Origin of the sequence: Microbacterium horticulturae (assembly GCF_029094505.1) — a bacterium.
Classification (GTDB): domain Bacteria; phylum Actinomycetota; class Actinomycetes; order Actinomycetales; family Microbacteriaceae; genus Microbacterium; species Microbacterium horticulturae.
In genome coordinates, this window is record NZ_CP119108.1 from 3,012,994 (window position 1) to 3,035,429 (window position 22,436).

The following is a 22,436-nucleotide window of genomic DNA, read 5'->3' on the forward strand; positions in this document are numbered from 1 at the left end:
CTCTCTGTTCTGTGCAGTTGATGGTGACGCGAGCACGCCGCGTGGCGTCGAGGCGCAGGTCAGCCGCGCCCCTGCTTCGCGTACGGGTTCAGCAGCGCATCGCGGATCTCGTCGGGCACGCCCTCTTCGGTCGCGCTCGGACCGTCAGCGGGCGGAAACGACTCGGTCATCGACATCGGCATCGCGCCGTTGCGGTAGAAGTTGTTGGACCCCTGCGAGGGGCGCCAGGTGTTCGGCTCCCAGTCCGGCACGTAGTTGCGGTACCCGCCCGTGTTCAGCTCGATGCGCAGGGTCGACGGCTCACGGTAGTAGAGGAAGTTCTGCTCGCCGATGCCGTGGATCGACGGCCCGTACTCGATCGGGATGCCGCGCTCCAGGAGCGTGTCGGCGGCGATGAGCAGCTCTTCGCGGGTGTCGACCCAGAAGGCATAGTGGTTGATGCGCCCCGGCGTCTGCGACCCGTCGAGCACCACGCCGAGATCATGCGACTTCTCATTCGTCGTGAGCACAGAGAAGACCGAGATGGGGGCCTCGTCGAGCAGAGTGCGCGCCATGATCCGGAAGCCGAAGACGTCGCTGTACCACGCAGCGAACGCGTCGACGTCGCTGCATGCGAGGGTCACATGATCGAGCTGGCGCGGGGCGCCGGCCATCTTGCTGCGTCGCTCGGGACGGTCAGGATAGCAGGATGCCGCAGCCGCGGTCGCCTGGTGACGGGTGACGTCCCAGTGCAAGGTCATGGTGTGCCCCCACGGCCCGGTGAAGCGGTACGCCCGACCGATCCGGTGCACATCGACCCATTCTCCGGTCACACCGGCCGCCTCGATGCGGGAGACGGCTTCGTCGAGCGCCTCCGGGCTCGAGGTGCGCCAGGCCATGGTGTCCATCGCGGGCTGTTCGCCGGGAAGGACGACCACGGAGTAGGCGTAGTGGTCGCCCCAGCAGCGAAGGTAGACCGCGTCATCGATGCGGTCTACGACGGTCAGACCGACTTCTTCCTCGTAGAACCGCACGGACGCTTCGACGTCCGGGCTCGTGACTGCCACGTACGAGAGATGGGCCAGCAGCTTGATCATCGTCGATCGTTCCTTTCCGAGGGTGGCGGGTCTCCCGACCGATCCCAGTCTGGGTCGCGCGACGTCATCGGGGAAGCCGATTCTGACAATGCCGGAGATCACCGTTGTTTATGCAGACGTGAGGATCCGCGCGGCCAGGCCGACGTCGTGTGCGAAGTCGGCGAGATCAGTCGTGCGCTCACCCGTTCGCACGGCGGCGATCGCCCGGCGCAGCGCAAGGCGGCCCCGCGTCTCCCAGCGCGGCGGGAGAACCCGGGCGCCCTGCCCCTCGTCGTGGATCACCCGTGCGCTCCTTCCCGCGGCGAGTTCGATTTCGGTGCGCTCCGTGCCGAATGCGGACGCTGAGATCCGGCCACGGTCGGTGCGGAGCTCGCCCGCGCCGGCGAGCGCCGTCGCCGTCAGCGTGGCCGGCGCGCCGAAAGCCGTGTCGAACAGCGCGAGGGCTCCCCGCGACGTGGCCGTGGCAGAGCGCAGTCGCAGCGTCCCCCCGGTGAGAACGCGCAGCCAGCCGACGGTGTCGGCGATCGCATCGGCGAGGACGGGGGACGCAGCCGCGCAGCGCGCTGTCGTCAGGGGCGCCGGCGCGCTGCCCGCCGCGTCGGATGCGACATCCCATCGCAGTCGCATGCGGTCGAGGATGATCGGCGCCCCTTTCGCCCGCTCGTCCAAGGCCCGCAGGGCAGCGGTGTCCTCGGTCGCCGGCTCGACGACGATGACCGCGCGCGCACCCTCAGCGAGCGCGCGCGCCGCGGTGGCCGACCAGCCCTTGGCCCCGGCGACGACGACCACGGCTTCAGCCGCCGTCGACGCCAGCTGCGCCTGCAGCGGCAGTTCGGCGACCGCGGCGGCCAGGCCGCCCTCCCAGCCCACGCCGGCATCGCCCTGGAGAGCCACGGCATGCGCCTGCGGCCGGGTCATGCCGCCACCCCCGCTCGCACTGCAGCCGCGGCCGCATCTGCGATGTCGATGGCGTAGAGCGCGTCGTGCAGGATCTCGTCGTACTCGACGGGCTCACCGTCTTCGAGCGCCGATGCCAGAGCCCGCCACTCGGCGACGTAGCCGTCTTCCGGCTCGGGCGGGTATTCGGTCATGCGGCCGTCGGGGGCGTGCACCCGGACATCGGCGCTGCCCGCGTGCACGAACGTCGGCGGGAAGTCGACCTCGAGTTCGTCGGTCGCGGTGCCGATCGTCATCCGCCAGCGGGCGTCGGGCCCGCCCGGAAGCATGACGGCAGACAGCTGCACCAGCACGCCACTCGCGATCAGGCCGATCACGTAGCCGATCGGCGGCACCGGGCGGGCGAACACCACCCGCTCGAAGTGCGGCGCCAGGTCGCGCAGTGCGGGGAGATCGTGGATGCCCAGACCCAGCACCAGCTCCCGGACGATCGCGGCGGCCAGGTCAGGGTCGCTCCAGTCCGGACGGGGCCGCGACGCATTCTGCCCGGCCGGAGCGAGTTCGCTGACGACGTCGTGGTACCGCCCGTTCGGAGGAAGCGCGATAGTGATCTCGACCGTGCGAACACGGCCCTCGTTCGCGACGAGATGATGCTTCGCGCGCGCCCAGGCGGGGTCGAAGTGGTGGTTCGTACCCACCACGAGCGCGGTGTGGGAGCGACGGCACGCATCGACGACGGCATTCGCCTCCTGCCGAGTGCAGGCGATCGGCTTCTCGCAGAGGATCGCGCGCTTGCCCGCCGCGATCGCCGCGAGGATCTGCGCGGCGTGCTGCGTGGGCGGGCTGCAGATGGCCACGACATCGACGGCCGGGTCGGCCAGCAGTTCGGCCGTCCCCGCGGAGGAACGGGCACCCGTCCGTCTCGCCAGCGCCGCAGCCCGCCCACTGCCGGCATCCGCGAGATGCGTCACCGTGAAGTGTTCGGCAAGGCGCGCGAGAGTGGGCAGGTGCAGGGCCGCCACACCCGGCCCGGCACCGATGACACCGACTCCTGCCGCCATGTTCGCACCCTCTCCTTCGAGACTTATGTCTAAGGCATACCTAAGTGAGTGCCCTCGGCGGCGCACGAGGCGGTGACTTCTCCGCCTAGCTCCCGCGGTTGTGTCAGAATCAGTCCATGGCCACCGAGTCCACCCTGCGCTTCGGCGCTCAGACCGACGAGGTGACGAGCCTCCTGCGCATCGTCAACCTCGTGCGCACCGCCGAGGCGACGACCCGCCCCGAGATCGGCCGCCTCACCGGGCTCGGCCGGGGCGTGGTGACACAGCGCGTCGATCAGGCGATCGACATGGGCTTTCTTGAGGACGGCGAGTTCGGTCCTTCCTCGGGCGGTCGCGCCCCGCGCACCCTCCGGTTCCGTTCCGAGCAGGCGCGGATCGTGGTCTGCGCCCTCGGTGCGCTGCATGTGCACGTGGGCCTCGCCGCCCTCGACGGCGACATCATCGACCAGACGCATCAGGACTGGGACATCGCGCGGGGCCCCGCCGAGACGATCGACACCGTCATGACGCTCATCGACGAGCTGTCAGCTCGCAACGGAGAGACACCTGTGTGGGCGGTGGTCGTCGGCATTCCCGGCCCGGTCGACTTCGACAGCGGCCGACCGGTCGCGCCGCCGATCATGCCCGGCTGGAACGGCTTCGACGTGCGCCGCCGCTTCGAGCAGCGCTTCGACGCCCCTGTCTGGGTCGACAACGACGTGAATCTTCTCGCCCTCAGCGAGCGGGCCCGCCGCGGGTCTGAGCACGTCGACCTCATCTATTGCAAGGTCGGCTCCGGGATCGGGGCGGGCCTGCTTTCGCAGGGCCGGATCCATCGCGGCGCGAACGGGGCCGCGGGTGACATCGGTCATGTGCGCGTGCGCGATTCTGACACGCCCTGCCGCTGCGGCAAGGTGGGCTGCCTCGAAGCGGTCGCCGGTGGGTGGGCTCTCGTGCGCGATGCAGAAGCCGCCATCGCTGACGGGGCCACGGGCGTGCTCGCGCGGGCAGCCGCCGAGGGCGAGTCCCCCACACCCGAGCGCATCGCGCGCGCTGCCGAGGATGGTGACGCCCTGGCGATCTCGCTCGTGCAGCGCTCGGCACGGGTCGTGGGCGAGTCGATAGCCGCGCTGGTCAACATGTTCAATCCCGGCGTCATCGTCATCGGCGGCGCCGTGGCGGCCGCGGGCGAGATGTTTCTCGCCGAGGTGCGCCAGCGCGTCTATGAGCTGTCGCTGCCGCTGGCCACGCGAGACCTGTCGATCGTGAACTCGATGGATGACGAGCGTGAACCGCTGCGCGGTGGGGCCGAGCTGGCGCGCGAGCAGCTGTTCGACGCGACGTTCCCCCGGTGGTTCGCTGACGGGCGCCCCACGATCGAGGGCGTGCGCGCGGCATCCTGAATCCTCTCCTCCACTTCTTACGAAATCCGACGAAAGTGTGTATCTTGTGATCTCACGTCGATCACAAGGACCACGATGACTCTCACTGCTCTGCGCGCCGATGCGCTCTCGACGACGCCCGGCGGCTTCGAGCTGCGGCTGTCGCTGCCCTGGATCCGCGCTCTCCCGCTGCAGAGCCTGCACGATGTCGCGGTGCAGCTCGACGGCACGGCCGTCGGCGATCTGCGCTTCCCCGATGCGAGTGAGCGGTGGTGGCCCGCACAGGATCGTGTGGTCCTGCGGGGCGGTGAGCCGGTGGCACCCGGCCCCCACGATGTCATCATCGACTTCGCTCTTCTCGTCCCCTATCTGCAGATGGGGCCTGACGGCCCCCTGCGGCTCCCGTTCCACGAGCAGCGGACGCTGCAGACGGATGCCGCGCTCACGAGCGTCTCGGAGGACATCGCGTGACCGCGCTGCCTGAGACGTGGACGCTGGCGGCGTCGGCATTCAACTGGACCCCCGACGTGCTGCGCGCCGAGCACTCGACGCACGAGATCGCGAGCGCGATACCGGGGTCGGGTATCGCGTCGACCATCGAGATCGAACTGGGTCAGACGCTGCGGACCTTTCCGGATGTGGACGCCACCGAGGTGCGAGCCCTGCGTGCAGCGCTCAACGCGGTCGGCGGAGGCATCTCGATCGTGGGGATCTCGCTCGACGACTGGCAGCTGTCCGCCGACGGCGCGGCCCGGCGGCGCACCGAGGACGAGCGCCTCGCATTCCTCGTCCCGCAGTTGAGCGCCGCCCACGACCTCGGCGCCACGGGCGTGCGCCTGCCCATCGGCCAGGCCGGCGCCGCCCTGCTCGAGCGCACCATGCCGCTGCTGTACGAACTCGACCTCGTCTTGTACGAAGAGGTGCAGGGGCGCCAGACCCCGCACGATCCCGCGTACGCCGACGCGTACGAGGTTGTGGCGCGGTTCGACGATCCGCGTCTGCGGCTTCTCGTGGACATCAGCATGCTCATGCCTGCGCTGCCGGTGAGCTACCTCACGGCGCTCACCGCAGGCGGCGTCGATCCCGCATTGGTTCGTCTGCTGGAGACCGAATGGCGTGCTCCCGAGACGCAGGCTGCTGTGTTCGACGCGCTGCGGGCCGGCTCCGTACCGCCCGGCGTGCACACGTTGTTCATGGATCTCGTCGTGCGATTCGGTCGGTCGGATGCCGCCGACCTGCGCGAGATCCTGCCGCTCGTCGGCGGCTTCCATCTCAAGTTCTGGGACCTCGATGACACCGACGCTCGGGTGTCGAAGCCGATGCGCGATCTGGGTGCGCTGCTGCGCGCGAGCGCCTTCACCGGCACCCTGTGCAGCGAGTGGGGCGGGCACGAATGGCTGGAGGCCGATGCCACCGAGATGACAAGGGAGCACCTGGCCCTGGCATCCCGCGCCCTCAGCGCATAGCCCCCGCGCCCCTCGCCGAGCGAACCCCCACCTCGACGAGGGACGCCCCCGATCACCCCTCGAGGTTGTAGTAGGGCCACGGCAAGAAGCGGCGCTCGCCCCGGCGATCCGGACCTTCGAGCGTCACGTCGCCGGTGGCCGCCCACTCGACGCCGCGCGGGAACATCCGAATGAACTCGATCCGTCGGAACGTGTCGATGTCGTGCCCGATAGTGATCGTGAACGACCGACCTTTGCCGTACTCGTTGATCCACGCGATGGGCTGGTCGGTGTTCATCCCCGGCAGCGCCGCGATGCCCTCTGGAGGAATGTCGACGGGGTAGTGCGACATCGGCCAGACAGGCGCGTTCTCGTAGGACTCGAGATCGTCGAAGGTGGTCAGAAGCACCTGCGCCCCGTCGTAGAGCTGGACCCCGGTGAGGATGTCGTCACCGGCCACCGTCCAGCGCGCGCTGATTCCCTCGGTGATGGGATGCCGCGGCTCGACCGTGTCAAGCTGCGCTTCGCCCCACGGCCGGGGCCGGAGGCCGGTCTCCCATGCGCTGAGCTTCGCCCCGCGCATGACGTTGTACTCCTCGGGGTAGCCCCAGGAGTCCTCCTGCGCCGCTGACCCGTGGAACCAGACGATGCCCTTGCCGTCGTCGTGGACGAATCGCAGCAGCGCCGCGTCGGTCTCGGCCCCGAAGCCGATCGCCTTGTCGTGGTAGCCGTCGCGCCCTTCGAACACGACCAGCACGACGTCGTACTTGTCGATGATCTCGGCGCCCAGACCGCGCGGGTCTTCGACGACGCGGACGCGGAAGCGCCCCGTGTTCTCGAGGAGCGTGGTCAGCCAGTCGTTGTGCTGACGAAAGCTGCGCACCTCGTTGTCGTGCTCGCGGGTCATGTGTCCCGACAGGATGAGAACGTTCAGTATCTCGGGCATGGTCGCGCTCCTACCGGAAGGTATCGGAGAAGGTCTCGTGCGGCACCGGTGGCACCGGATCGAGCCGCTGCACCGACGTCGGGCTGTACGGATGATTCTCGGTCGGGACCGGCTCGTCGGCCGGCGGCATGAAGACCGGCTTGCCGTCTTCGCCGAAGTACATGAGGTCGAGATCGAACGCCGCCTGATTCTTCAGCCCGAAGCTCACCCAGTTCTCGTCGAACGGTGCACGCGCCAGCTCATAGCAACGGAACTTCCAGATCTTCCACTCGCCGTCCTGACGCAGGAAGTCGATAGCGTACTTGCACCAGACCCAGTGTGCCCAGACCTTCTGGCCGAGGACCTCGCCCTCCGAGTACATGTCGGGAAAGGCCTTCGCGACCTCCGGATCGGTCAGTCCCGACTCGGTACCCGCCATGAGCCAGACGCCCTTGGCGGTCTCGCCGTCGCCGGCCACCTCGATCACCGGCGTCGAGGTGGTGTGCAGGATCAGCTTGCCCTCGGGATGCGGGCGCCCGCGGTGGTAGCGCACGACGCTCTCCCACGTCGTGTACTGGCCCGCGTTGGTATAGCGGGCGCGGATCCCTTCGGTGCCCTCAGCCACCCACAGCGGGATGATCTGCTCGTCTTCGAAGGCGTTGTGCAGGTGCATGTAGCGGCTGAACAGGTTCTCGATCTCGCCGCGGTCGGCAGCGCGGCGAGCGAGAGAGCGGACGATCGCCACCTCCTCGCGCAGACGTGCGAGTTCAGCGGTCAGGTCGGCGGTGCTGACGACGGTGTCAGACATGGTGTTTCTCCTTCGTGGAATTGGTTCTGATTCGCAAGTGACCCGCGGTGCACTCACTTCCAGGCGGCATCCATCGCCTTCAAGACGTCGTCGATCGTCCGCTGCCCCGTCAGCAGCCCCTGCACGCCGGACCCGAGCGCGTCGTAGACCGCCGCGTTCGCCCAGCTGGAGTTCGGGAGCGGCATGTAGTGCTTCGCCTCGACGATGTCGGCGACGGGTGCGTAGATCGTTCCGGAGAGGTCACTGCCGACGGGAAGCGAGCCTGCCGCATCGGCGAAGGTCTTCTGCCCCTCCTTCGTGGCCGCCCAGTCGAGGAACTTCTTCACCGCGTCGGCGTGCTTCGACGACTTTGCCAGCGAGATCGCGTAATCCGCGCCGGCGATCGCGTACGGCTCGCCACCGGCGGCAGGCGGGAATGCGTTGATCGAGAAGGTCTGATCGGCTGCGTTCTGCTTGAGATCCGACGCGCTGTTGGCGGGCACGAACGCGGCCACCGAGGTCCCCTGCAGCATGCCGTTGGTGATGGCGTCGAAGCCGGCGCCCTGCACGCCCTTCTGGAAGCAACCCGCGTCTTTCATGTCGAGGACCGCCTGGAGCGTGTCCTTCCAGCCCTGGCTGTCGGCGAACGTGACCGTGCCGGAGGCACGTTCTTCGTTCCAGGTCGGGTCCGCCGCGTACACGCGCGTCGCGGAGATCACGAGCGCCATGAGGCCGGTGTTCGGCGGCATGCCTCCCGCCAGCGCATACATCGACGCCCCCTGCTGGGTGAGCGACCCGCACTCGGAGAGCAGCGCGTCCCATTCGGTCGGGGCCGTGGCGCCCAGTTTCTCGGCAGTGGTGTTGTTCTGGACGGTGCCGACGAAGGTGAGCCCCAGCGCGGTCCCATAGGTCTTGCCGTCGACCTGCAGCTGCGACTTCGAGCCGGCCGGGATGACGGCCTCGGCCGACGGCCCCAGCGGCGCGAGGAGCCCGTTCTCGGCGAGGGTGACGATGCTGTACGTCTGCCCGACGCCGGGCGCCGCCTGGAACGCGTCCGACGAGCTGCCGGCATTGAGCTGTGTGGTGAGGGTCTGACCGTAAGAGTCGAGCGGGATCTCGTTGGTCGTGATCTTGACGTCGGGGTGCGCCTTCATATAGGTCTGGGCGAGCACCTTGTAAGGGCTCGTGACCGCGCTGTTGCTGACGGCGTAGGCGAGCGAGAACTCCTCGTCGCCGGTCGCTGCGCCTCCCCCGGAGCCGGAACAGCCCGCAAGGATCAGCGCGCCCGCTGCGACGGCGCCGATGCCGATCGCACGAGGGTGTCGGAAGTGGTTCATTTCAGCCTTTCTGACCGAGTTCGTGTCGCACATACCAGGAGTTGAGCATCGCCATCTCGGCGGGCTCGCCCGCGTGGTCGCTCTCCACGACGACCCAGCCGGCGTACTGCCGTTCACGAAGGGCGGCGACGAAGCCCTTCACACCCACACGGCCACCCTCGGTGCCGAGCTCGTAGAACCAGCGCTCGATGCGGCGCCCGGCCCCGCCCTGCAGCATCGTCTGCTCGGCGCCGGGAGTCAGGTACTCCTCGCCCGTGTCTGCCTCGCGTACGTCTTTGAGATGAACGTGCGTGACGCGGTCGGAGTGGTCGCGGTAGAACGCGATCGGGTCGATGCCACCGATCGTGAACTCGGCCGTGTCGAGGGCGAGACCGACCACCGCCGGGTCGGTCGCGTCGAGCAGCGTCTCCAGCTGCTCTCGGGAGTGGATGCCGCTAAGGCAGTCGTAGTGCAGCGCGAGACCGACGCCGGCCTCCTGCGCCCGGGCGCCCACGCGGTTCCACAATGAGCCGAGCAGTCGAATCGCGCCGTCGTCGAGCGGCCCCGTCATCCATGCCGACGGAGCCGGACGGACCACCAGCTGCTCCCCGCCGACGGAGGCGAGGAATGCGATGAAGGGGTCGGCGGCGGCGACGATGGCATCGTGCTGGCTCGGGTCGAGCGGCATGAAGAAGGCGAATCCGGTCTCCTCCGCGGGCAGCCCCGGGTCCCAGAAGTGGCTGGAGACGCCACGCACAGAAGCCTCGGCGAGGAAGCGGCCGAAGCCCGCCGCATCCCCGTGATTGTCGAGGATCACCTCCGGCCGGCCGATGTTGTCCCAGCGTCCGCCCATGCCCGCGGCGAGCTCGATGTGGTCGAAGCCGAGCGCCGACACGGTCTTGAGCGCGCGCTGCTGGTGGTCATGGCGGATGAAGACGTCCATGCGGTAGTTCCACTGATTGAGGGCGTACGCCCACCGGAGTGCGTCGTTCATCGGGCCGCCCCTTCCGTCGCCTCGACCTCTGCCTGGGCCTGGGCGAGGACGTTGTCGATGTACCACTTGGCCACACACGTCGCTTCGGCGTAGCTGCCCCCGAACGTGTCGGCCTTGTCGTGCTCGACCGTCAGCCATCCGTCGTAGCCGGACGTCACTATCTCCTTCATCAGCGCGGGAAAGTCGACGAGGCCGCCGTCGGTGCCCATCTCGTAGAACCAGCGGTCGATCCCCGGCGACATGACCTCCGGGTCGGGTGGGGTGCGGTAGGCCTCATTCCGATCGACGTCGTGCGTGTCCTTGAAGTGGAAGCCCGTGCACCGGTCGCCGTACTCGCGGAACAGCTCGACGGGGTCGACGCCGGCGATGGTGTGCTGCGCGGTGTCGCAGAAGAAGAACACCGCCTCCGGATCGCTGTAGTCGAAGAACGTGGCCAGCTGCTCGCGCGTGCGCACAGCACCCCAGAACTCGAAGTGGCACGTCGTCTTCATGCCGTGCTCGCGTGTCATGGCGCCCACCCGCGACCAGAGCTCGGCCATGGCCTTGATCTTGTCGTCGGTCACGGGCTCGGTCTGGTGATACGTGCTCGAGGGCATGACGATGAAGTTCTCGACGGCGAGTCCGTCGAGTGCCTGCACGGTGCGCAGCGAGTCGGCGAAGATCCGGTCGTGGGTCTCACGCACGTGCGGTGCCGTGTACGGCGTCGCCGACGGGTAGGCGGTGAAGACGCCGGTGATCTTCTCCATGCCGACCTCGTTCAGCTTCGCCTCGAAGCCCTGCAGCGACCCGTACATCGCGGCGAGCGCGGGCAGGGTGAAGAAGAACGTGTCGAATCCGGTGAAACCGGCCGCCGCCAGCTGCTTGAGGTACCGGTCCATGTGCGCACGGTTGAACTGCGGCGGCAACGGCCCCTGGGGCGTCTGCGTCACCCAGTGATCCATGTACGACCATTTGCTCCAGGCCATGTCGATCTCCTTTCCGGTGCCGGGTCAGGCCGCTGCCGCGATCTCGCGGATGAGGGCGGTGGATGCTGCGGACTCCTGCGTCGGGTAGTACTCCAGGCCGATCGGCCCGTCATAGCCGACGGTGCGCAGAATGCGCAGACGTTCGGCCCAGTCCAGCTCTCCCGTTCCCGGTTCACCGCGGCCGGGGGCGTCGGCGAGCTGCACGTAGGCCAGCACATCGGCGGCGTTCTTCAGTTCGGCGGCCATGTCTTCGCCCTCGACGGCGGAGTGATAGATGTCGTAGAGCACGCCGAAGAACGGTGAATCCACTCCCCGCGCGACGTACACCGCCTCGGCCGTGCGGTCGAGCAGCGAACCGGGGTGGTCGACCCGCACGTTCACGGGCTCGAGCGCGAGCGTGATGCCCGACCCGTCGATCTGCGCGATCGCCTTCTGGTAGATCTCGACCAGCTTGTCCAGCTGCACCTGCCGCTTCCAGCCGCCGAAGCCGGTACCGCTGCCGACGACCATGCGCGGGCAGCCGAGATCCTGCGCGATGGCCACGCCTTCGTCGAGCTTGCGGAAGAACTCCGAGTGATCCCACGGCGGGATCATGAACTGCGTGCGCGGCTCTGCGAGCTGCGCCGTCAGCTGCGTGCCGGTCTCTTCGAGCGCCGCCTTCAGCGCGGGCAGATCCTTGGGCGTCGCGGGTGCGTCGACACCGGTCGGCCCCCACATCTCCACAGCGTCGAAGCCCGCGGCCGCGGCGGCGCGCACTCGGTCGTGGTAGTCACCTGCCTCGGTGAAGAGCAGTTCGATGTTCGGGGCCAGTTGGTACGTCATGCGGGGACCGTAGCACGAATCCCGACTCTTCCGTAAGTATTAATTACCGACTTCGGTGAACGTTTTCATTCTGTGATTTGATTGCCGCGTGGCAGACCGCAGCAACGGATACGTGACCGGGCGCGCGCGCCGCGAACGGCTGCTCGACGCAGCGATCGCCGCGTTCGGCCAGTCGGGCTTCCACACCGCGACGCTCACCGAGATCGCTCGTGCGTGCGGTATCTCCCGGCCGGGCCTGCTCCATCATTTCGACAGCAAGGAAGCGCTGCTCACCGCGGTCCTGGAACGACGTGATCAGATCGACGGCGAGGCGTTCACCGCCGCGATCGCCCGATCCACCTCGCCGCTGCAGGCGCTCGTCGACATCACCGCCGAGAACGCGAAGACCCCCGGCCTCACGGAGCTGTACGCCGTCTTGTCAGCGGAGGCGACCAACCCGCGGCATCCCGCTCACGAATATTTCGCCACGTTGTACGGGCGTCTGCGGGCGAACCTCACCGAGGCGCTCGAGGTGATGCGCATCGCGGGAGAACTGCCCGCGCATCTGCCGGCAGACGAGCTGGCGAGCGAGATCATCGCTCTGAAAGACGGACTATCGCTCCAGGCGCTGCTGCTGCCGGGCACCATACACCCGGCAGCAGCACTGGCGACCGCGATCGAGCGGCTCACCGGCGTCGCCGTCAGAACGACGCGGTGAACCTCACTTCGTCGAGAACGCGGCGTCGAACGCGGCCTCCGGCGGAGTGATGGCGTTCAGGTCGCGCACGAAGCCGAGCGCCTCGGGCGCGCCCTGGAGGCGCTCCATGCCGGCGTCCTCCCACTCGACCGACGTCGGGCCCGTGTAACCGATCGCGTTCAGGGCGCGGAAGATCGGCTCCCAGGGCACCTCACCGTGCCCCGTCGACACGAACGTCCAGCCGCGGCGCGGGTTGGCCCACGGCAGATGCGAGCCGAGCACGCCGTTGCGACCGTCGAGATTCGTGACCGATTCCTTCACATGCACGTGGAAGATGTCGTCGGCGAAGTCGAGGATGAAGGCCACCGGGTCGAGCTGCTGCCACATGAAGTGCGAGGGGTCGAAGTTGAACCCGAAGCTCTTCCGGTGCCCGATCGCATCGAGCGTGGCCTTGGCCGTCCAGTAGTCGTACGCGATCTCGGACGGGTGCGGCTCGAGCGCGAAGCGCACGCCCTCCTGCTCGAACACGTCGAGGATGGGGTTCCATCGGTCGGCGAAGTCGCGGTACCCCTCCGCGATCATCTCATCGGAGGCGGGCGGGAACATCGCCACATACTTCCAGATCGACGACCCGGTGAATCCGGTCACCGTCTTCACACCGAGCCGCGCGGCCAGCCGCGCCGTGTTCTTCAGCTCTTCGGCGGCACGCTGCCGCACGCCCTCCGGGTCGCCGTCGCCCCACACCGAGTCGGGCAGGATCTCGCGGTGACGCTGATCGATGGGGTCGTCGCACACCGCCTGCCCCTTCAGGTGGTTCGAGATGGTCCACACCTTCAGGCCGTTGCGCTCGAGAACATCGAGCTTTCCCTGCACGTAGGCGTCGTCATCCCACCTGTTCGGGTCGAGGTGATCGCCCCAGCAGGCGATCTCGAGACCGTCGTAGCCCCACTCACCCGCAAGTCGGCACACCTCGTCGAACGGCAGATCGGCCCATTGACCGGTGAACAGCGTGATCGGACGTGTCATCTTCTTCGCTCCTTCGCGTTTCGTCTGCGCTCAATGGCCCGTGGCGAGCGCCGGAACCTCTGTGCGCTCCCAGGCCGAGTCGTTCGCGGCGCTGCGCTCGACCGCAGCGAGCACCCGCTGCACGCTGAGGCCTTCGGCGAACGACGGATGTGGCTGGCGGTCGTCGTGGATCGCCTGCACGAGGTCAACGACCTGGTGGACGAAGCCGTGCTCGTAGCCGAGCATATGTCCCGCGGGCCACCAGGAGGACAGGTAGGGATGCTGCGGCTCGGTCACCAGGATCTTCGTAAAGCCCTGCCGATCCGCGGGCGCCGTGCGGTCATAGAACTGCAGGCTGTTGAGGTCTTCCAGGTCGAACACGAGAGCCCCGCGATCTCCCGACACCTCGATCGTGAGAGCGTTCTTGCGGCCGGTCGCGAACCGGGTCGCCTCGAACGAGACCAGCGCGCCGCCCGACAGCCGGCCCGTGAAGATCGCCGCATCGTCGACGGTGACCTCGTCGTACCCCTCGCCCGCCGTGCCGGTGAAGCCCGACGCCGCAGCCGCCCGCGGGCGCTGCGTGACGATCGTCTCGACCGTGCCCGAGACGGCTTCGACCCTCTGGCCGGTCACGAACTGCGTCATGTCGATGATGTGCGCGCCGATGTCGCCGAGCGCCCCCGAGCCCGCGTGCTCCTTCTGCAGCCGCCACGCCATCGGTGCCTGCGGATCGACGAGCCAGTCCTGCCGATACGCGGCACGCACCTGCTGCACCGTGCCCACGGCCCCCTGCGCGATCAGATCGCGCAGGAATGTGACGGCGGGAACACGCCGATAGGTGAACCCGACCATCGCCTTGGCTCCCCGCCCGGCCGCGCGCTCGGCGGCTGCGAGCATCGCCTCGGCCTCGGCGACCGAGTTTGCCAGCGGCTTCTCGCACAGCACGTGCTTGCCTGCGTCGAGAGCTGCGATGGCGATCTCGGCGTGCGCGTCGCCGGGGGTCACGATGTCGACGATGTCGATGTCGGGACGCCCGATCACCTCACGCCAGTCCGTCGCCGACTCCGCCCAGCCCCAGTGGGCGGCAGCATCCGCCACCGCATCCGGGCGGCGACCGACGAGGACCGCCATCTCGACGCCTTCGGGAAGATCGAACACGTGCGGCGCCTGGCGCCATCCCACCGAATGGGTCGCCCCCATGAATCCGTAGCCGATCATAGCGACCCGCAAGGGCCGCCGGGCACCGTTGCCGTCGCTCATGCGCGTGCTCCCGTCGTGGTGGGTTTCGTCTCGCTTCGCTCGCTCAGCCACCTGTGGAGTTGCGGGCGAGCGGTGACGGCATCCGTCACCATCTGCGAACCGGCATCTCGTGCCGCCGACCGCTGCACGGCCTGCTCGCCCCCGACGATCTCGAAGGCGCTCTGCCAGTTGTTCCAGTGCCAGCCCTCGTACTCGCTCGAGATCGCGCCGTTGTAGCCGTTCTCCACGAACAGTCGGATGAGGTCGCGCACCGGCACCGAGGGCTCTTCGCCGGTCTCGTCGATACCGAAGAACTTGCCGTGGATATGACGGATCCAGGGCATGATCTCGAGCCAGTCGTCCACACGCGCAGGGCCGAACAGACCGGTGCCGTTGATAGCGAAGTCGATGCCCAGATCGGGCCGGCCGCCCTGCGCACCGAGGGCGATGAACCGCCCGAACCGCTGCCCGTGGTCGGCCTGATCGGCCGGCGGGCCCTCTTGCGAGAACTCATCCCACAGCGCCACGACCTGCGCGAGCAGCTCATCGGAGGCCCCCCGGCGCCGATAAGCCTCGATGAGCGAGGGGGCGAACCCCGACGTGGTGGCGCCCCAGTCGGCGGTGAAGCCCAGGAAAGGCGACCCGACCTTCTCGTACCGGTCGCGCAGCGCGAGGATGCGCGGGTGCGACGCGTACTGGTCGGCGTGCACCTCGAGCGCGAGCGTAACCCCGTTCTTCTCAGCGAGCGGTGCGAGGCGCTCCATCGAGTCGGGCTCGAGCGAGATCTGCACGCGGGCGATCGGGAACCCGAGCTTGGCGGCCGCTTCGATCTGCGGACGCATGTATTCGATGAGTTCGTCGTCGGTGAGCAGACGATCGCGGTGGATGCCGATGTCGGCGTTGATGGCCAGCGAGGTCTGCACGAGCCCGAGCTCGTCGACGAGCTCACGGAAACGCTCGGCGAACGCATCGTCGATCGCGGGGAATCCGCGGAAGCTCGAGAAGCCGACGATCTCCAGGCCCGGCCCGTACCCGTCGTCGGCGACCTTGCGCAGCAGCTGCTCGAGGTCGTACTCGCGCCCGTGGAATGCGCGGGTGAAGCTGTAGAGCGTGACTCCCTGGATCGGTGCGCCGAGGCTCATGCCGCCACCTCCGTCGTCGTCGCCGGCATCGTCTTGGAGTCGCGCTCCTCGATGCGCAGCACCTGATCACCATCGATGACGATGTACGGGATGTAGAGCTTGAGCTCGACGTCGACCCGATGGTCGTCGGCGCCGATCGTCACCGGGATGTCGCCGGAGACGACAGCCGAGTCCACCGGGAACCACCACTGCTCGGTGTCGTCGGCGAGGTCGGCGAGGCGGAAGGTGCGGCCGTTCATGGTCCAGCGCAACGACTCGGCGGGGGCCGGCACGCCGTCGACGGAGAACGACACCTCCGAGATGCACGATCCGGGCAGGGCTCGATACCACGGGATGCGCACCTCGACAGCACTACGGGTGCCGTCGGTCGTGAGCGTGCCCTGCTCGATGATGCGGTCGGGAATCACCGCGACCTCCTTCAGACTTATTCTTTGTTTCTACAGCTTAATGTCGGATTTAGACATAAGCAAGAGTTCAGCGACGATGTGACGCGCACCGCGGACCGCGAGCGCCACCGAGGTGAGGGTCGGATTGCAGGCGGTCGCGGTGGGGATCACGCCGTTGCCGGCGACGAAGAGGCCTGGGACAGTCCACACTTCGCTGTCCGGCCCGCATACGCTGCGCCCGTCGTCGCGCTCGCCCATGCGCACGGTGCCCTGGTAGTGCAGCGACGCGCCGGGCGGCATCGTGAAGGGGCGCTCGTCGAGCGGCTCGCCCACCGCGTGCCCGAGCCGCACGATCTCGGCGCGGGCACGGTCCAACACCTCGTGATCCTGTTCGGTGAGCCGGTAATGGAGGCGCATCGCCGGCATACCGTACGAGTCGGTCTCATCGTCGGCGAAGACGACGCGATCGTCCCACTGCAGATCCTTCGCAGTGAACAGGCCCAGACCGACGATGGAGCCCGGTACGGCCGGATCGTCGTCGGCGAGCGGCACGGGCGATGCGTCCAGCTGCATGATCTGCCCATGGAACGGCTCGGCATCAGTGAACGGCACCCAGCTGACGCCGCTCTGCTCGCTGAGCGCGCCGCCGACGACATCGTGCTCGTCGGACTGGCCGGCGGGGCCGGATGGCACACCCGGCGGCGTCTCTCGGATGCGCGAAGCGAAGACCACTTGCGATTGGTCGTTGAGCATGCGACCGAGTGCGGCGGGACGGATGCCGGAGGCCCACAGCACCTGCGGTGTGCGCAGCGCGTCGGCGGCCACGACGACGAACCGGGCACCCACGGTGTGGGCCTCGCCGGTGCGCAGATCGCGTACTTCCACGGCGGCCGCGTGACCGGCGTCGACGAGAACACGCGTCACGAGCGATTCGTCGTACAGCGTGAAGTTCTCATTCGCGCGGGTCACGTCGCCGAAGACGACGTCGGACCCCGACCAGACGAGCCGGCCGTCCGCGCGCCGGTGCACGGCCAGCGGCATCCGCTGCACTCTGCGGTCGGGTGCGCGCCCGTCATCGACGGCCGCCGCGAGCCGCTCACGGACCAGTTCGGTGTAGGGCGCGCCGTCGAATGCGTCAGTGGTGACGCCGAGCAGGCGGTCACCCTCGTCGAGCAGCTCGTCGAGATCGTCGAGAAAGTCGATGCGCTCGCTGTCACCGGGCCGCGGGCACGCCGCGGTCCAGTGCGCGCCCATGCCCCCGACGTTGCTCGAGAACGCGGCGACGGGCAGCCCGTCCTCGTCCGGCTGTCGAAAGCCGTCGGCCAGCAGGTACGTGCCGGGCCGGGCGAGTCGATCACCCGATTTCACGGCACCGGGCGAGTTCACGGTCGCCTCTCCCGCGCCCGGGCCCTCGGAGCGCTCCTGAGCGCGCGCGCGGGCCGCGGCATCCACGATGTTCTTCACATGCGATCCGGGCGGATCGGAGACCGTCGGGCCCACCTCGAACATCGCGATGCGGGCGCGCGGCGCGCGTTCGCTGAGGATGCGCGCATAGGCGGCGCCGGTCGGTCCGCTGCCGACGATGACGACGTCCACGTCGTGCGGATAGGAGCGTGTACTCATGGCTCTCCCGTTCAGAACATCGGGTGGTCGTGGGCGGCGTACGTGGGGACGGGCTGCAGAACGTCCCAGTGCTCGACGATCCGACCGTCTTCGAACCGGTAGATGTCTGCGACGGCGGCGTCGGGCGCACCCGGCCTGGAGGCTTTCACATGCACCATCGCGAGATCCCCATCGACGAGGATGCGCTGGATCTCGAAGCGCGCGTCCGGTGAGCCGTCGAATTTCGGCGTCAGCATCTCGACCGCCGGGGCCGGCCCGTCGGCAATCGTCGGGTTGTGCTGCCGGTAGCCGTCGGCGACGAGGAAGGCGAAGGCGTCCGCCACCCGCTTCTGCGTGTAGAACAGGTCGCAGAACCGCTCGAAGGCGGCACGTTGGTCTGCCATCGCCTCAGCCCTTGAGCCCGCCGGCGAAGCCCTGGATGAACTTCTTCTGTGCGAACAGATAGAACAGCAGGATCGGGACCATCGAGATGATGACGATCGCGAAGATGGAGTTCCACTTCGAGACGAGCGAGCCGATGAAGAAGTACATCGACACCGGCAGCGTCTGGTTCTCCGATCCGCCCAGGAAGATCAGCGACGTGAAGAAGTCGTTCCAGACGATGAGGCCCGCGAGGATCGCGACGGTGCCTGTCGCCGGCGACATCAGCGGCAGCACTATGCGGAAGAAGATCTGCGTACGGTTGGCGCCGTCGATGGCGGCGGCCTCTTCGTACTCCGTCCCGAGCCCGCGGAAGAAGCCAGCGTACAGGAAGATCGACAGTGGCAGCAGCATCCCCGTGTAGAGCACGATCATGCCCCAGACACTGCCGGTCAGTCCGATCGTGCGGGCGCCGATATAGAGCGGGACGGTGCCGAGTTGCGTGGGCAGCACGATGGCCACGAGGAAGAGGTAGTAGACGCCGCGCGACCATCGCCGCGTGCTGCGCGAGATGACGTAGCCGGTGAGTGCACCGAGAAGGACCAGACCGAGAATGGACCCGGCGGTCATGATGATGCTGTTGATCAGACCGTGCACGATGTCGGCGTTGCCCTGGCCGTTCAGCGCCGTCGCGAAGCTCTCAAGAGACGGATGCTGCGGCCACGCGAGCGTCGAGGTGCTGTAGATCTCGCTGTCGGGCTTCAGCGCCATCGCGATGAGGAAGTAGAACGGGAGCAGGAAGATCAGGGCGAGCACCCATAGTCCGATCTCACGCAGAGCGGTGCGCTTCGTATAGCGGAACACGGTTCATGCCTCCTCGGGGCGGCTCGCCGTCAACCGTTGCTGGATGACGGCGAAGATGAGAATGATGAGCGCAAGAAGCAGCGCGAGCGCGGCGCCGTAGCCGAAGTTGCCCAGCGAGAATGCCTGCTTGTACACCTGGGTGGCGAGAGTCTCGGTGGCACCGGCAGGCCCGCCGTTGGTCAGCGCCATGATCTGATCGAAGATGCGCAACCCGTTGACGATGCCGAGGGTTGTCGCGATCGCCACGGCCGGCCGGATGGCGGGAAGCACGACATGCCAGAATCGCTGCCACAGGCCGGCGCCGTCGATGGCGGCGGCTTCTTCGATCTCGGGCGGCACGGCGGCCAGACCCGCCATGTAGATGACCATCGCGAACCCGGTCTGCTGCCACACGATGACCACCAGCACCGCCCAGATCGCGAACGACGGGTCGGCCAGCCAGGGCCGGACCCACGACTGGAGACCGAGGGAGTTCAGGATCGCGTTGATGGGCCCGTTGAAGTCGAAGATGAATTTCCAGATGTACGAGACCGCGAGGGGGCTGAGCACGACCGGCATGAAGAACAGCACTCGCAGCGCATAGCGGGTCTTGATCAGCCGGTTGAGGCCGAGCGCGAGACCGAGTCCGATGACGTTCGTCAACAGCACGGAGGCGATCGCCAGGAAGAGCGTGTTACCCAGAGCTCCGATCTTCGTCGGGTCTTGGAAGATCGCGACGAAATTGTCGAGCCCGATCCAGTGGAACGCGCCGATTCCGGTCCAGTCAGTGAAGGCGTACGCCCCGCCCACGGCCGTGGCCACGTAGTGGATGCCGATGACGAGGACGATTCCCGGCAGGGCCCACCACCAATGGCCGAACGACAACACTCCGGCACGACGTGGGCGGGTACCCTGACGCTGTTCCCTGCGGCGTCGCTTCGGGACGATCACCACTTCGGTCTCGGAATACATCGTCGCGCTCATTTCTCCTCGTGATCTTCTCGGGAAGGCGCCGTCGGCCGACGAGCCGGCCGACGGCGCGAGGTCGGGCTTATCCCCAGGCCTTGTCCATGTCGGCAAGCACCTGATCGACGGTCTTCTGCCCCGTGAGGAGGCCCTGGACGCCGCTGCCGAGCGCGTCGTACACCGCGGCGTTCGGCCAGCTCGCGTTCGGCAGCGGGACGAAGTCGCCCTTGTCGACGATGTCCGCGACGGGCGCGAACGGCGTATCGGACAGGTCTTGTCCCACCGGGAGTGAGCCCGCCGCGTCGGCGAACACCTTCTGCCCGTCGGCCGTGGCCACCCAGTCGGCGAATTTCTGTGCCGCAGCCTTGTTCTTCGACTTCTTCGAGATCGACAGCGCATAGTCGGCTCCGGCGATGCCGAACGCTTCGCCCCCGGCCGCCGGCGGGATCGCCTGGATCTGGAACTCCTGATCCTTCGCGTTCTGCTTCAGGTCAGAGGCCGATCCGCTCGGCACGAACGCGGCGAGCGACGAACCCTGGAGCATGTTCGAGGTGATGGAGTCGAAGCCGGCCCCCTGGACGCCCTTCTGGAAACAGCCCGCCTTGTTCATGTCGACGATGTCCTCGAGGGTGTCCTTCCAGCCCTGCGACGACGCGAACGTCGTCTTGTCGGCCGCACGCTCCTCGTTCCAGGTCGGGTCATCGGCGTAGACGCGCGTCGCCGAGATCGACATCGCCATGAGGCCGGTGTTCGGCGGCATGGAGCCGGCGAGGACGAAGAGCGACTTGCCCTTCGCTGCGACATCCTTGCAGGAGGAGATGAGCCCGTCCCAGTCCGTCGGGTACGTGAATCCGGCCGACTTCGCGGTCGTGGCGTTGAGTACCGAACCGACGAAGGTGAGCCCGAGGGCGACGCCGAAGGTGTCACCCTCGACCTCGAACTGCGACTCGGATCCGCTCGGAATGACCTTGGTCGCGCTGTCGGCGAGCGGCTCGAGCAGACCCGCCTTGGCCAGTGTCACGGTGCTGTAGGTCTGCCCCACGCCCGGCGCCGTCTGGAACGCATCGGACGCGTTGCCCGCATTCAGCTGCGTCGTCAGCGTCTGCCCGTAAGAATCGTTCGGCACCTCGTTGAGGGTGATCTTGACGTCGGGATTCTCCTTCATATACGCCTCGGCGAGGGCCTTGTACGGCGCGACGACGGCACTGTTGGTGACAGCGTATGAGAGCGTGAACCCGGTGGATGCTGCGTTGTCGTCCCCGGCGCCGGAACATCCGGCGAGGATGAGTGCGCCTGCGGCCGCAGCGGCGACGAGGCCGGTGCGAACCACGCGGGAGCGGTGATGCTGTGACATGATGCAAGCCCTTCTGACTTCCTTGTCGGCGGCGCGTTCGGGAAGAATCCGCGCCGTATGCATCAGTATGACCTAGATGCGACGGATTTACACATAAGTTTTATCGATATGCGGCATAAGCCTGCGAGGGAATGGATGGTCCTGCCCTTATCCGTCGCACGCATGCGTTCCCGGTGCCGTATCGATACGACTGATAGATTCGTCCCTATCCGCACCCGAAGGATCACGACGACGTGGCTGATGACGCGCTCCTTTCCCGACTTGATCTGAACCTGCTCGTTTCACTCGACGCGCTTCTCATCGAGCGCAGCGTCACACGTGCTGCCGAACGGCTTCATCTGAGCCAGCCGGCACTCAGCGCGTCGCTCGCCCGACTGCGCGCGCACTTCGGCGACCCGATTCTTGCGCGCCGTGGCAACACGTACGAGCTCACCCCCTTCGCTCTGCGACTCATCGATCACACGGCCACCGCCCTCGAGGCGGCCCGCAGGGTCTTTGAGAGCCAGGCCACATGGGAGCCCGCAGAATCGACGCGCGAGTTCTCGATCTACGGCTCCGACTACGGTTTCACGACGCTCGGCCGTGTCGTCTCCGAGCTCGCCGCAGAGCGGGCGCCCGGGGTGCGCTTCCGGTTCATGCTGCACAACCCCGTGGTCGTCGAGGACGCAGCCAATCGGCTGCGCTCCGTGGACGGGATGGTCATCCCCCACGGCTTCCTCTCCGACCTGTCGTATGCGGACCTGTGGCGCGACGATTGGGTCGCCATCGTCGCCCGCGACAACGCCGAGGTGGGCGACGAACTGTCTCTGGCCGAGCTCGCGCAGATGCCGTGGGTCATGAACTACCAGACGCGTTCGGCGTTCACCTCCGCCGAGCGGCAGGTGCAGCAACTCGGCATCGAGCCGCACGTCGAGGTCGTGGTGGAGAGCTTCTTGGCGATGCCCTACTTCATCCAGGGAACCAAGCGCGTCGGCATCATCCAGGCGGCACTCGCCCCGCACGCGGTGCGCACCGAGGACGTCCGCGTTGTCGGGCTGCCCTTCGAACCCACGTCGCTCATGAACGCCCTGTGGTGGCACCCCGCGCACAGCCGGGACCCCGAGCACACCTGGATGCGCGATCTGTTCGTCGAAGCCGGCAGAATCGTCGCTTCGAGCCTGCCGGGCGCCACCGGCTGATCACCGCGGGTCGGT

23 protein-coding genes are annotated in these 22,436 nt (G+C 67.7%); 5 read left to right on the forward strand and 18 right to left on the reverse strand.

The window, feature by feature from the left end; genetic code table 11:
- Positions 1 to 59 precede the first annotated feature (59 nt).
- From PU630_RS14260 to PU630_RS14270, 3 genes are all read right to left on the reverse strand, one after another.
- A complete protein-coding gene (locus tag PU630_RS14260; RefSeq protein WP_275277718.1) occupies positions 60 to 1,076 on the reverse strand; it encodes a VOC family protein in 1,017 nt (338 codons plus the stop codon).
- Between the two features lie 108 nt (positions 1,077 to 1,184).
- A complete protein-coding gene (locus PU630_RS14265; RefSeq protein WP_275277719.1) occupies positions 1,185 to 1,994 on the reverse strand; it encodes a hypothetical protein in 810 nt (269 codons plus the stop codon).
- Entirely contained in the window at positions 1,991 to 3,034 is a 1,044-nt protein-coding gene (locus PU630_RS14270) for a Gfo/Idh/MocA family protein (protein WP_275277720.1), read from the reverse strand. The genes PU630_RS14265 and PU630_RS14270 overlap by 4 nt, the downstream gene beginning before the upstream one ends.
- Before the next feature lie 116 nt (positions 3,035 to 3,150).
- Between PU630_RS14270 and PU630_RS14275 the strand changes: the two genes are divergently transcribed.
- From PU630_RS14275 to PU630_RS14285, 3 genes are all read left to right on the forward strand, one after another.
- The gene (locus PU630_RS14275) at positions 3,151 to 4,416 is read left to right on the forward strand and encodes an ROK family protein (RefSeq protein WP_275277721.1); all 1,266 of its coding nucleotides are present in this window, start codon (positions 3,151 to 3,153) and stop codon (positions 4,414 to 4,416) included.
- A gap of 75 nt (positions 4,417 to 4,491) precedes the next feature.
- A complete protein-coding gene (locus PU630_RS14280) occupies positions 4,492 to 4,866 on the forward strand; it encodes a hypothetical protein (RefSeq protein WP_275277722.1) in 375 nt (124 codons plus the stop codon).
- A complete protein-coding gene (locus tag PU630_RS14285) occupies positions 4,863 to 5,861 on the forward strand; it encodes an apurinic/apyrimidinic endonuclease family protein (RefSeq protein WP_275277723.1) in 999 nt (332 codons plus the stop codon). Before PU630_RS14280 ends, PU630_RS14285 begins: the two co-directional genes overlap by 4 nt.
- A gap of 52 nt (positions 5,862 to 5,913) precedes the next feature.
- On the opposite strand, the gene PU630_RS14290 is transcribed toward PU630_RS14285, so the two are convergent.
- Genes PU630_RS14290 through PU630_RS14315 form a run of 6 tightly spaced genes read right to left on the reverse strand, consistent with a single transcriptional unit; the run spans position 5,914 to position 11,649 of the window.
- The gene (locus PU630_RS14290; RefSeq protein ID WP_275277724.1) at positions 5,914 to 6,786 is read right to left on the reverse strand and encodes a ThuA domain-containing protein; all 873 of its coding nucleotides are present in this window, start codon (positions 6,784 to 6,786) and stop codon (positions 5,914 to 5,916) included.
- Positions 6,787 to 6,796: 10 nt separating this feature from the next.
- Positions 6,797 to 7,573 (reverse strand): nuclear transport factor 2 family protein, encoded by a 777-nt coding sequence (locus PU630_RS14295; RefSeq protein ID WP_275277725.1) that lies wholly within the window; start codon positions 7,571 to 7,573, stop codon positions 6,797 to 6,799.
- A 53-nt stretch (positions 7,574 to 7,626) separates the two neighbouring features.
- On the reverse strand, positions 7,627 to 8,889 hold the full coding sequence (locus PU630_RS14300) for an ABC transporter substrate-binding protein (RefSeq protein WP_275277726.1): 1,263 nt from the start codon (positions 8,887 to 8,889) through the stop codon (positions 7,627 to 7,629).
- A 1-nt stretch (position 8,890) separates the two neighbouring features.
- A complete protein-coding gene (locus PU630_RS14305) occupies positions 8,891 to 9,862 on the reverse strand; it encodes a sugar phosphate isomerase/epimerase family protein (RefSeq protein WP_275277727.1) in 972 nt (323 codons plus the stop codon).
- A complete protein-coding gene (locus tag PU630_RS14310; protein ID WP_275277728.1) occupies positions 9,859 to 10,827 on the reverse strand; it encodes a sugar phosphate isomerase/epimerase family protein in 969 nt (322 codons plus the stop codon). Before PU630_RS14310 ends, PU630_RS14305 begins: the two co-directional genes overlap by 4 nt.
- Before the next feature lie 24 nt (positions 10,828 to 10,851).
- Positions 10,852 to 11,649, reverse strand: coding sequence for a TIM barrel protein (locus PU630_RS14315; protein ID WP_275277729.1), 798 nt, complete (start codon positions 11,647 to 11,649; stop codon positions 10,852 to 10,854).
- 88 nt (positions 11,650 to 11,737) lie between these two features.
- On the opposite strand from PU630_RS14315, the gene PU630_RS14320 reads away from it, so the two are divergent.
- Positions 11,738 to 12,346: a TetR/AcrR family transcriptional regulator gene (locus PU630_RS14320; protein ID WP_275277730.1), complete on the forward strand. Its 609-nt coding sequence runs from the start codon at positions 11,738 to 11,740 to the stop codon at positions 12,344 to 12,346.
- 3 nt (positions 12,347 to 12,349) lie between these two features.
- Here the strand turns inward: PU630_RS14320 and PU630_RS14325 are convergent, their stop codons facing one another.
- The 9 genes from PU630_RS14325 to PU630_RS14365 all read right to left on the reverse strand — a co-directional run bounded on the left by PU630_RS14325 (position 12,350) and on the right by PU630_RS14365 (position 21,243).
- Positions 12,350 to 13,351, reverse strand: a complete 1,002-nt coding sequence (locus PU630_RS14325) for a sugar phosphate isomerase/epimerase family protein (protein ID WP_275277731.1) — start codon at positions 13,349 to 13,351, stop codon at positions 12,350 to 12,352.
- A 30-nt stretch (positions 13,352 to 13,381) separates the two neighbouring features.
- Complete coding sequence (locus PU630_RS14330; protein WP_275277732.1) at positions 13,382 to 14,590, reverse strand: Gfo/Idh/MocA family protein; 1,209 nt, start codon at positions 14,588 to 14,590, stop codon at positions 13,382 to 13,384.
- A complete protein-coding gene (locus PU630_RS14335; protein ID WP_275277733.1) occupies positions 14,587 to 15,711 on the reverse strand; it encodes a sugar phosphate isomerase/epimerase family protein in 1,125 nt (374 codons plus the stop codon). The genes PU630_RS14330 and PU630_RS14335 overlap by 4 nt, the downstream gene beginning before the upstream one ends.
- Positions 15,708 to 16,118 carry a C-glycoside deglycosidase beta subunit domain-containing protein gene (locus tag PU630_RS14340; RefSeq protein WP_275277734.1) on the reverse strand — a complete coding sequence of 137 codons (411 nt, stop codon included), beginning with the start codon at positions 16,116 to 16,118 and terminating at the stop codon, positions 15,708 to 15,710. Before PU630_RS14340 ends, PU630_RS14335 begins: the two co-directional genes overlap by 4 nt.
- Positions 16,119 to 16,148: 30 nt before the next feature.
- Complete coding sequence (locus tag PU630_RS14345; RefSeq protein ID WP_275277735.1) at positions 16,149 to 17,720, reverse strand: GMC oxidoreductase; 1,572 nt, start codon at positions 17,718 to 17,720, stop codon at positions 16,149 to 16,151.
- 11 nt (positions 17,721 to 17,731) lie between these two features.
- On the reverse strand, positions 17,732 to 18,103 hold the full coding sequence (locus PU630_RS14350) for a nuclear transport factor 2 family protein (protein ID WP_275277736.1): 372 nt from the start codon (positions 18,101 to 18,103) through the stop codon (positions 17,732 to 17,734).
- Between the two features lie 4 nt (positions 18,104 to 18,107).
- Positions 18,108 to 18,944, reverse strand: a complete 837-nt coding sequence (locus tag PU630_RS14355) for a carbohydrate ABC transporter permease (RefSeq protein WP_275277737.1) — start codon at positions 18,942 to 18,944, stop codon at positions 18,108 to 18,110.
- 3 nt (positions 18,945 to 18,947) lie between these two features.
- The gene (locus tag PU630_RS14360; RefSeq protein WP_275277738.1) at positions 18,948 to 19,907 is read right to left on the reverse strand and encodes a carbohydrate ABC transporter permease; all 960 of its coding nucleotides are present in this window, start codon (positions 19,905 to 19,907) and stop codon (positions 18,948 to 18,950) included.
- 67 nt (positions 19,908 to 19,974) lie between these two features.
- Positions 19,975 to 21,243 (reverse strand): ABC transporter substrate-binding protein, encoded by a 1,269-nt coding sequence (locus PU630_RS14365; RefSeq protein ID WP_275277739.1) that lies wholly within the window; start codon positions 21,241 to 21,243, stop codon positions 19,975 to 19,977.
- A gap of 233 nt (positions 21,244 to 21,476) precedes the next feature.
- Here PU630_RS14365 and PU630_RS14370 point away from each other — a divergent pair, with 233 nt between their 5' ends.
- The gene (locus tag PU630_RS14370) at positions 21,477 to 22,421 is read left to right on the forward strand and encodes a LysR family transcriptional regulator (RefSeq protein ID WP_275277740.1); all 945 of its coding nucleotides are present in this window, start codon (positions 21,477 to 21,479) and stop codon (positions 22,419 to 22,421) included.
- The last annotated feature ends 15 nt before the right edge of the window (positions 22,422 to 22,436 follow it).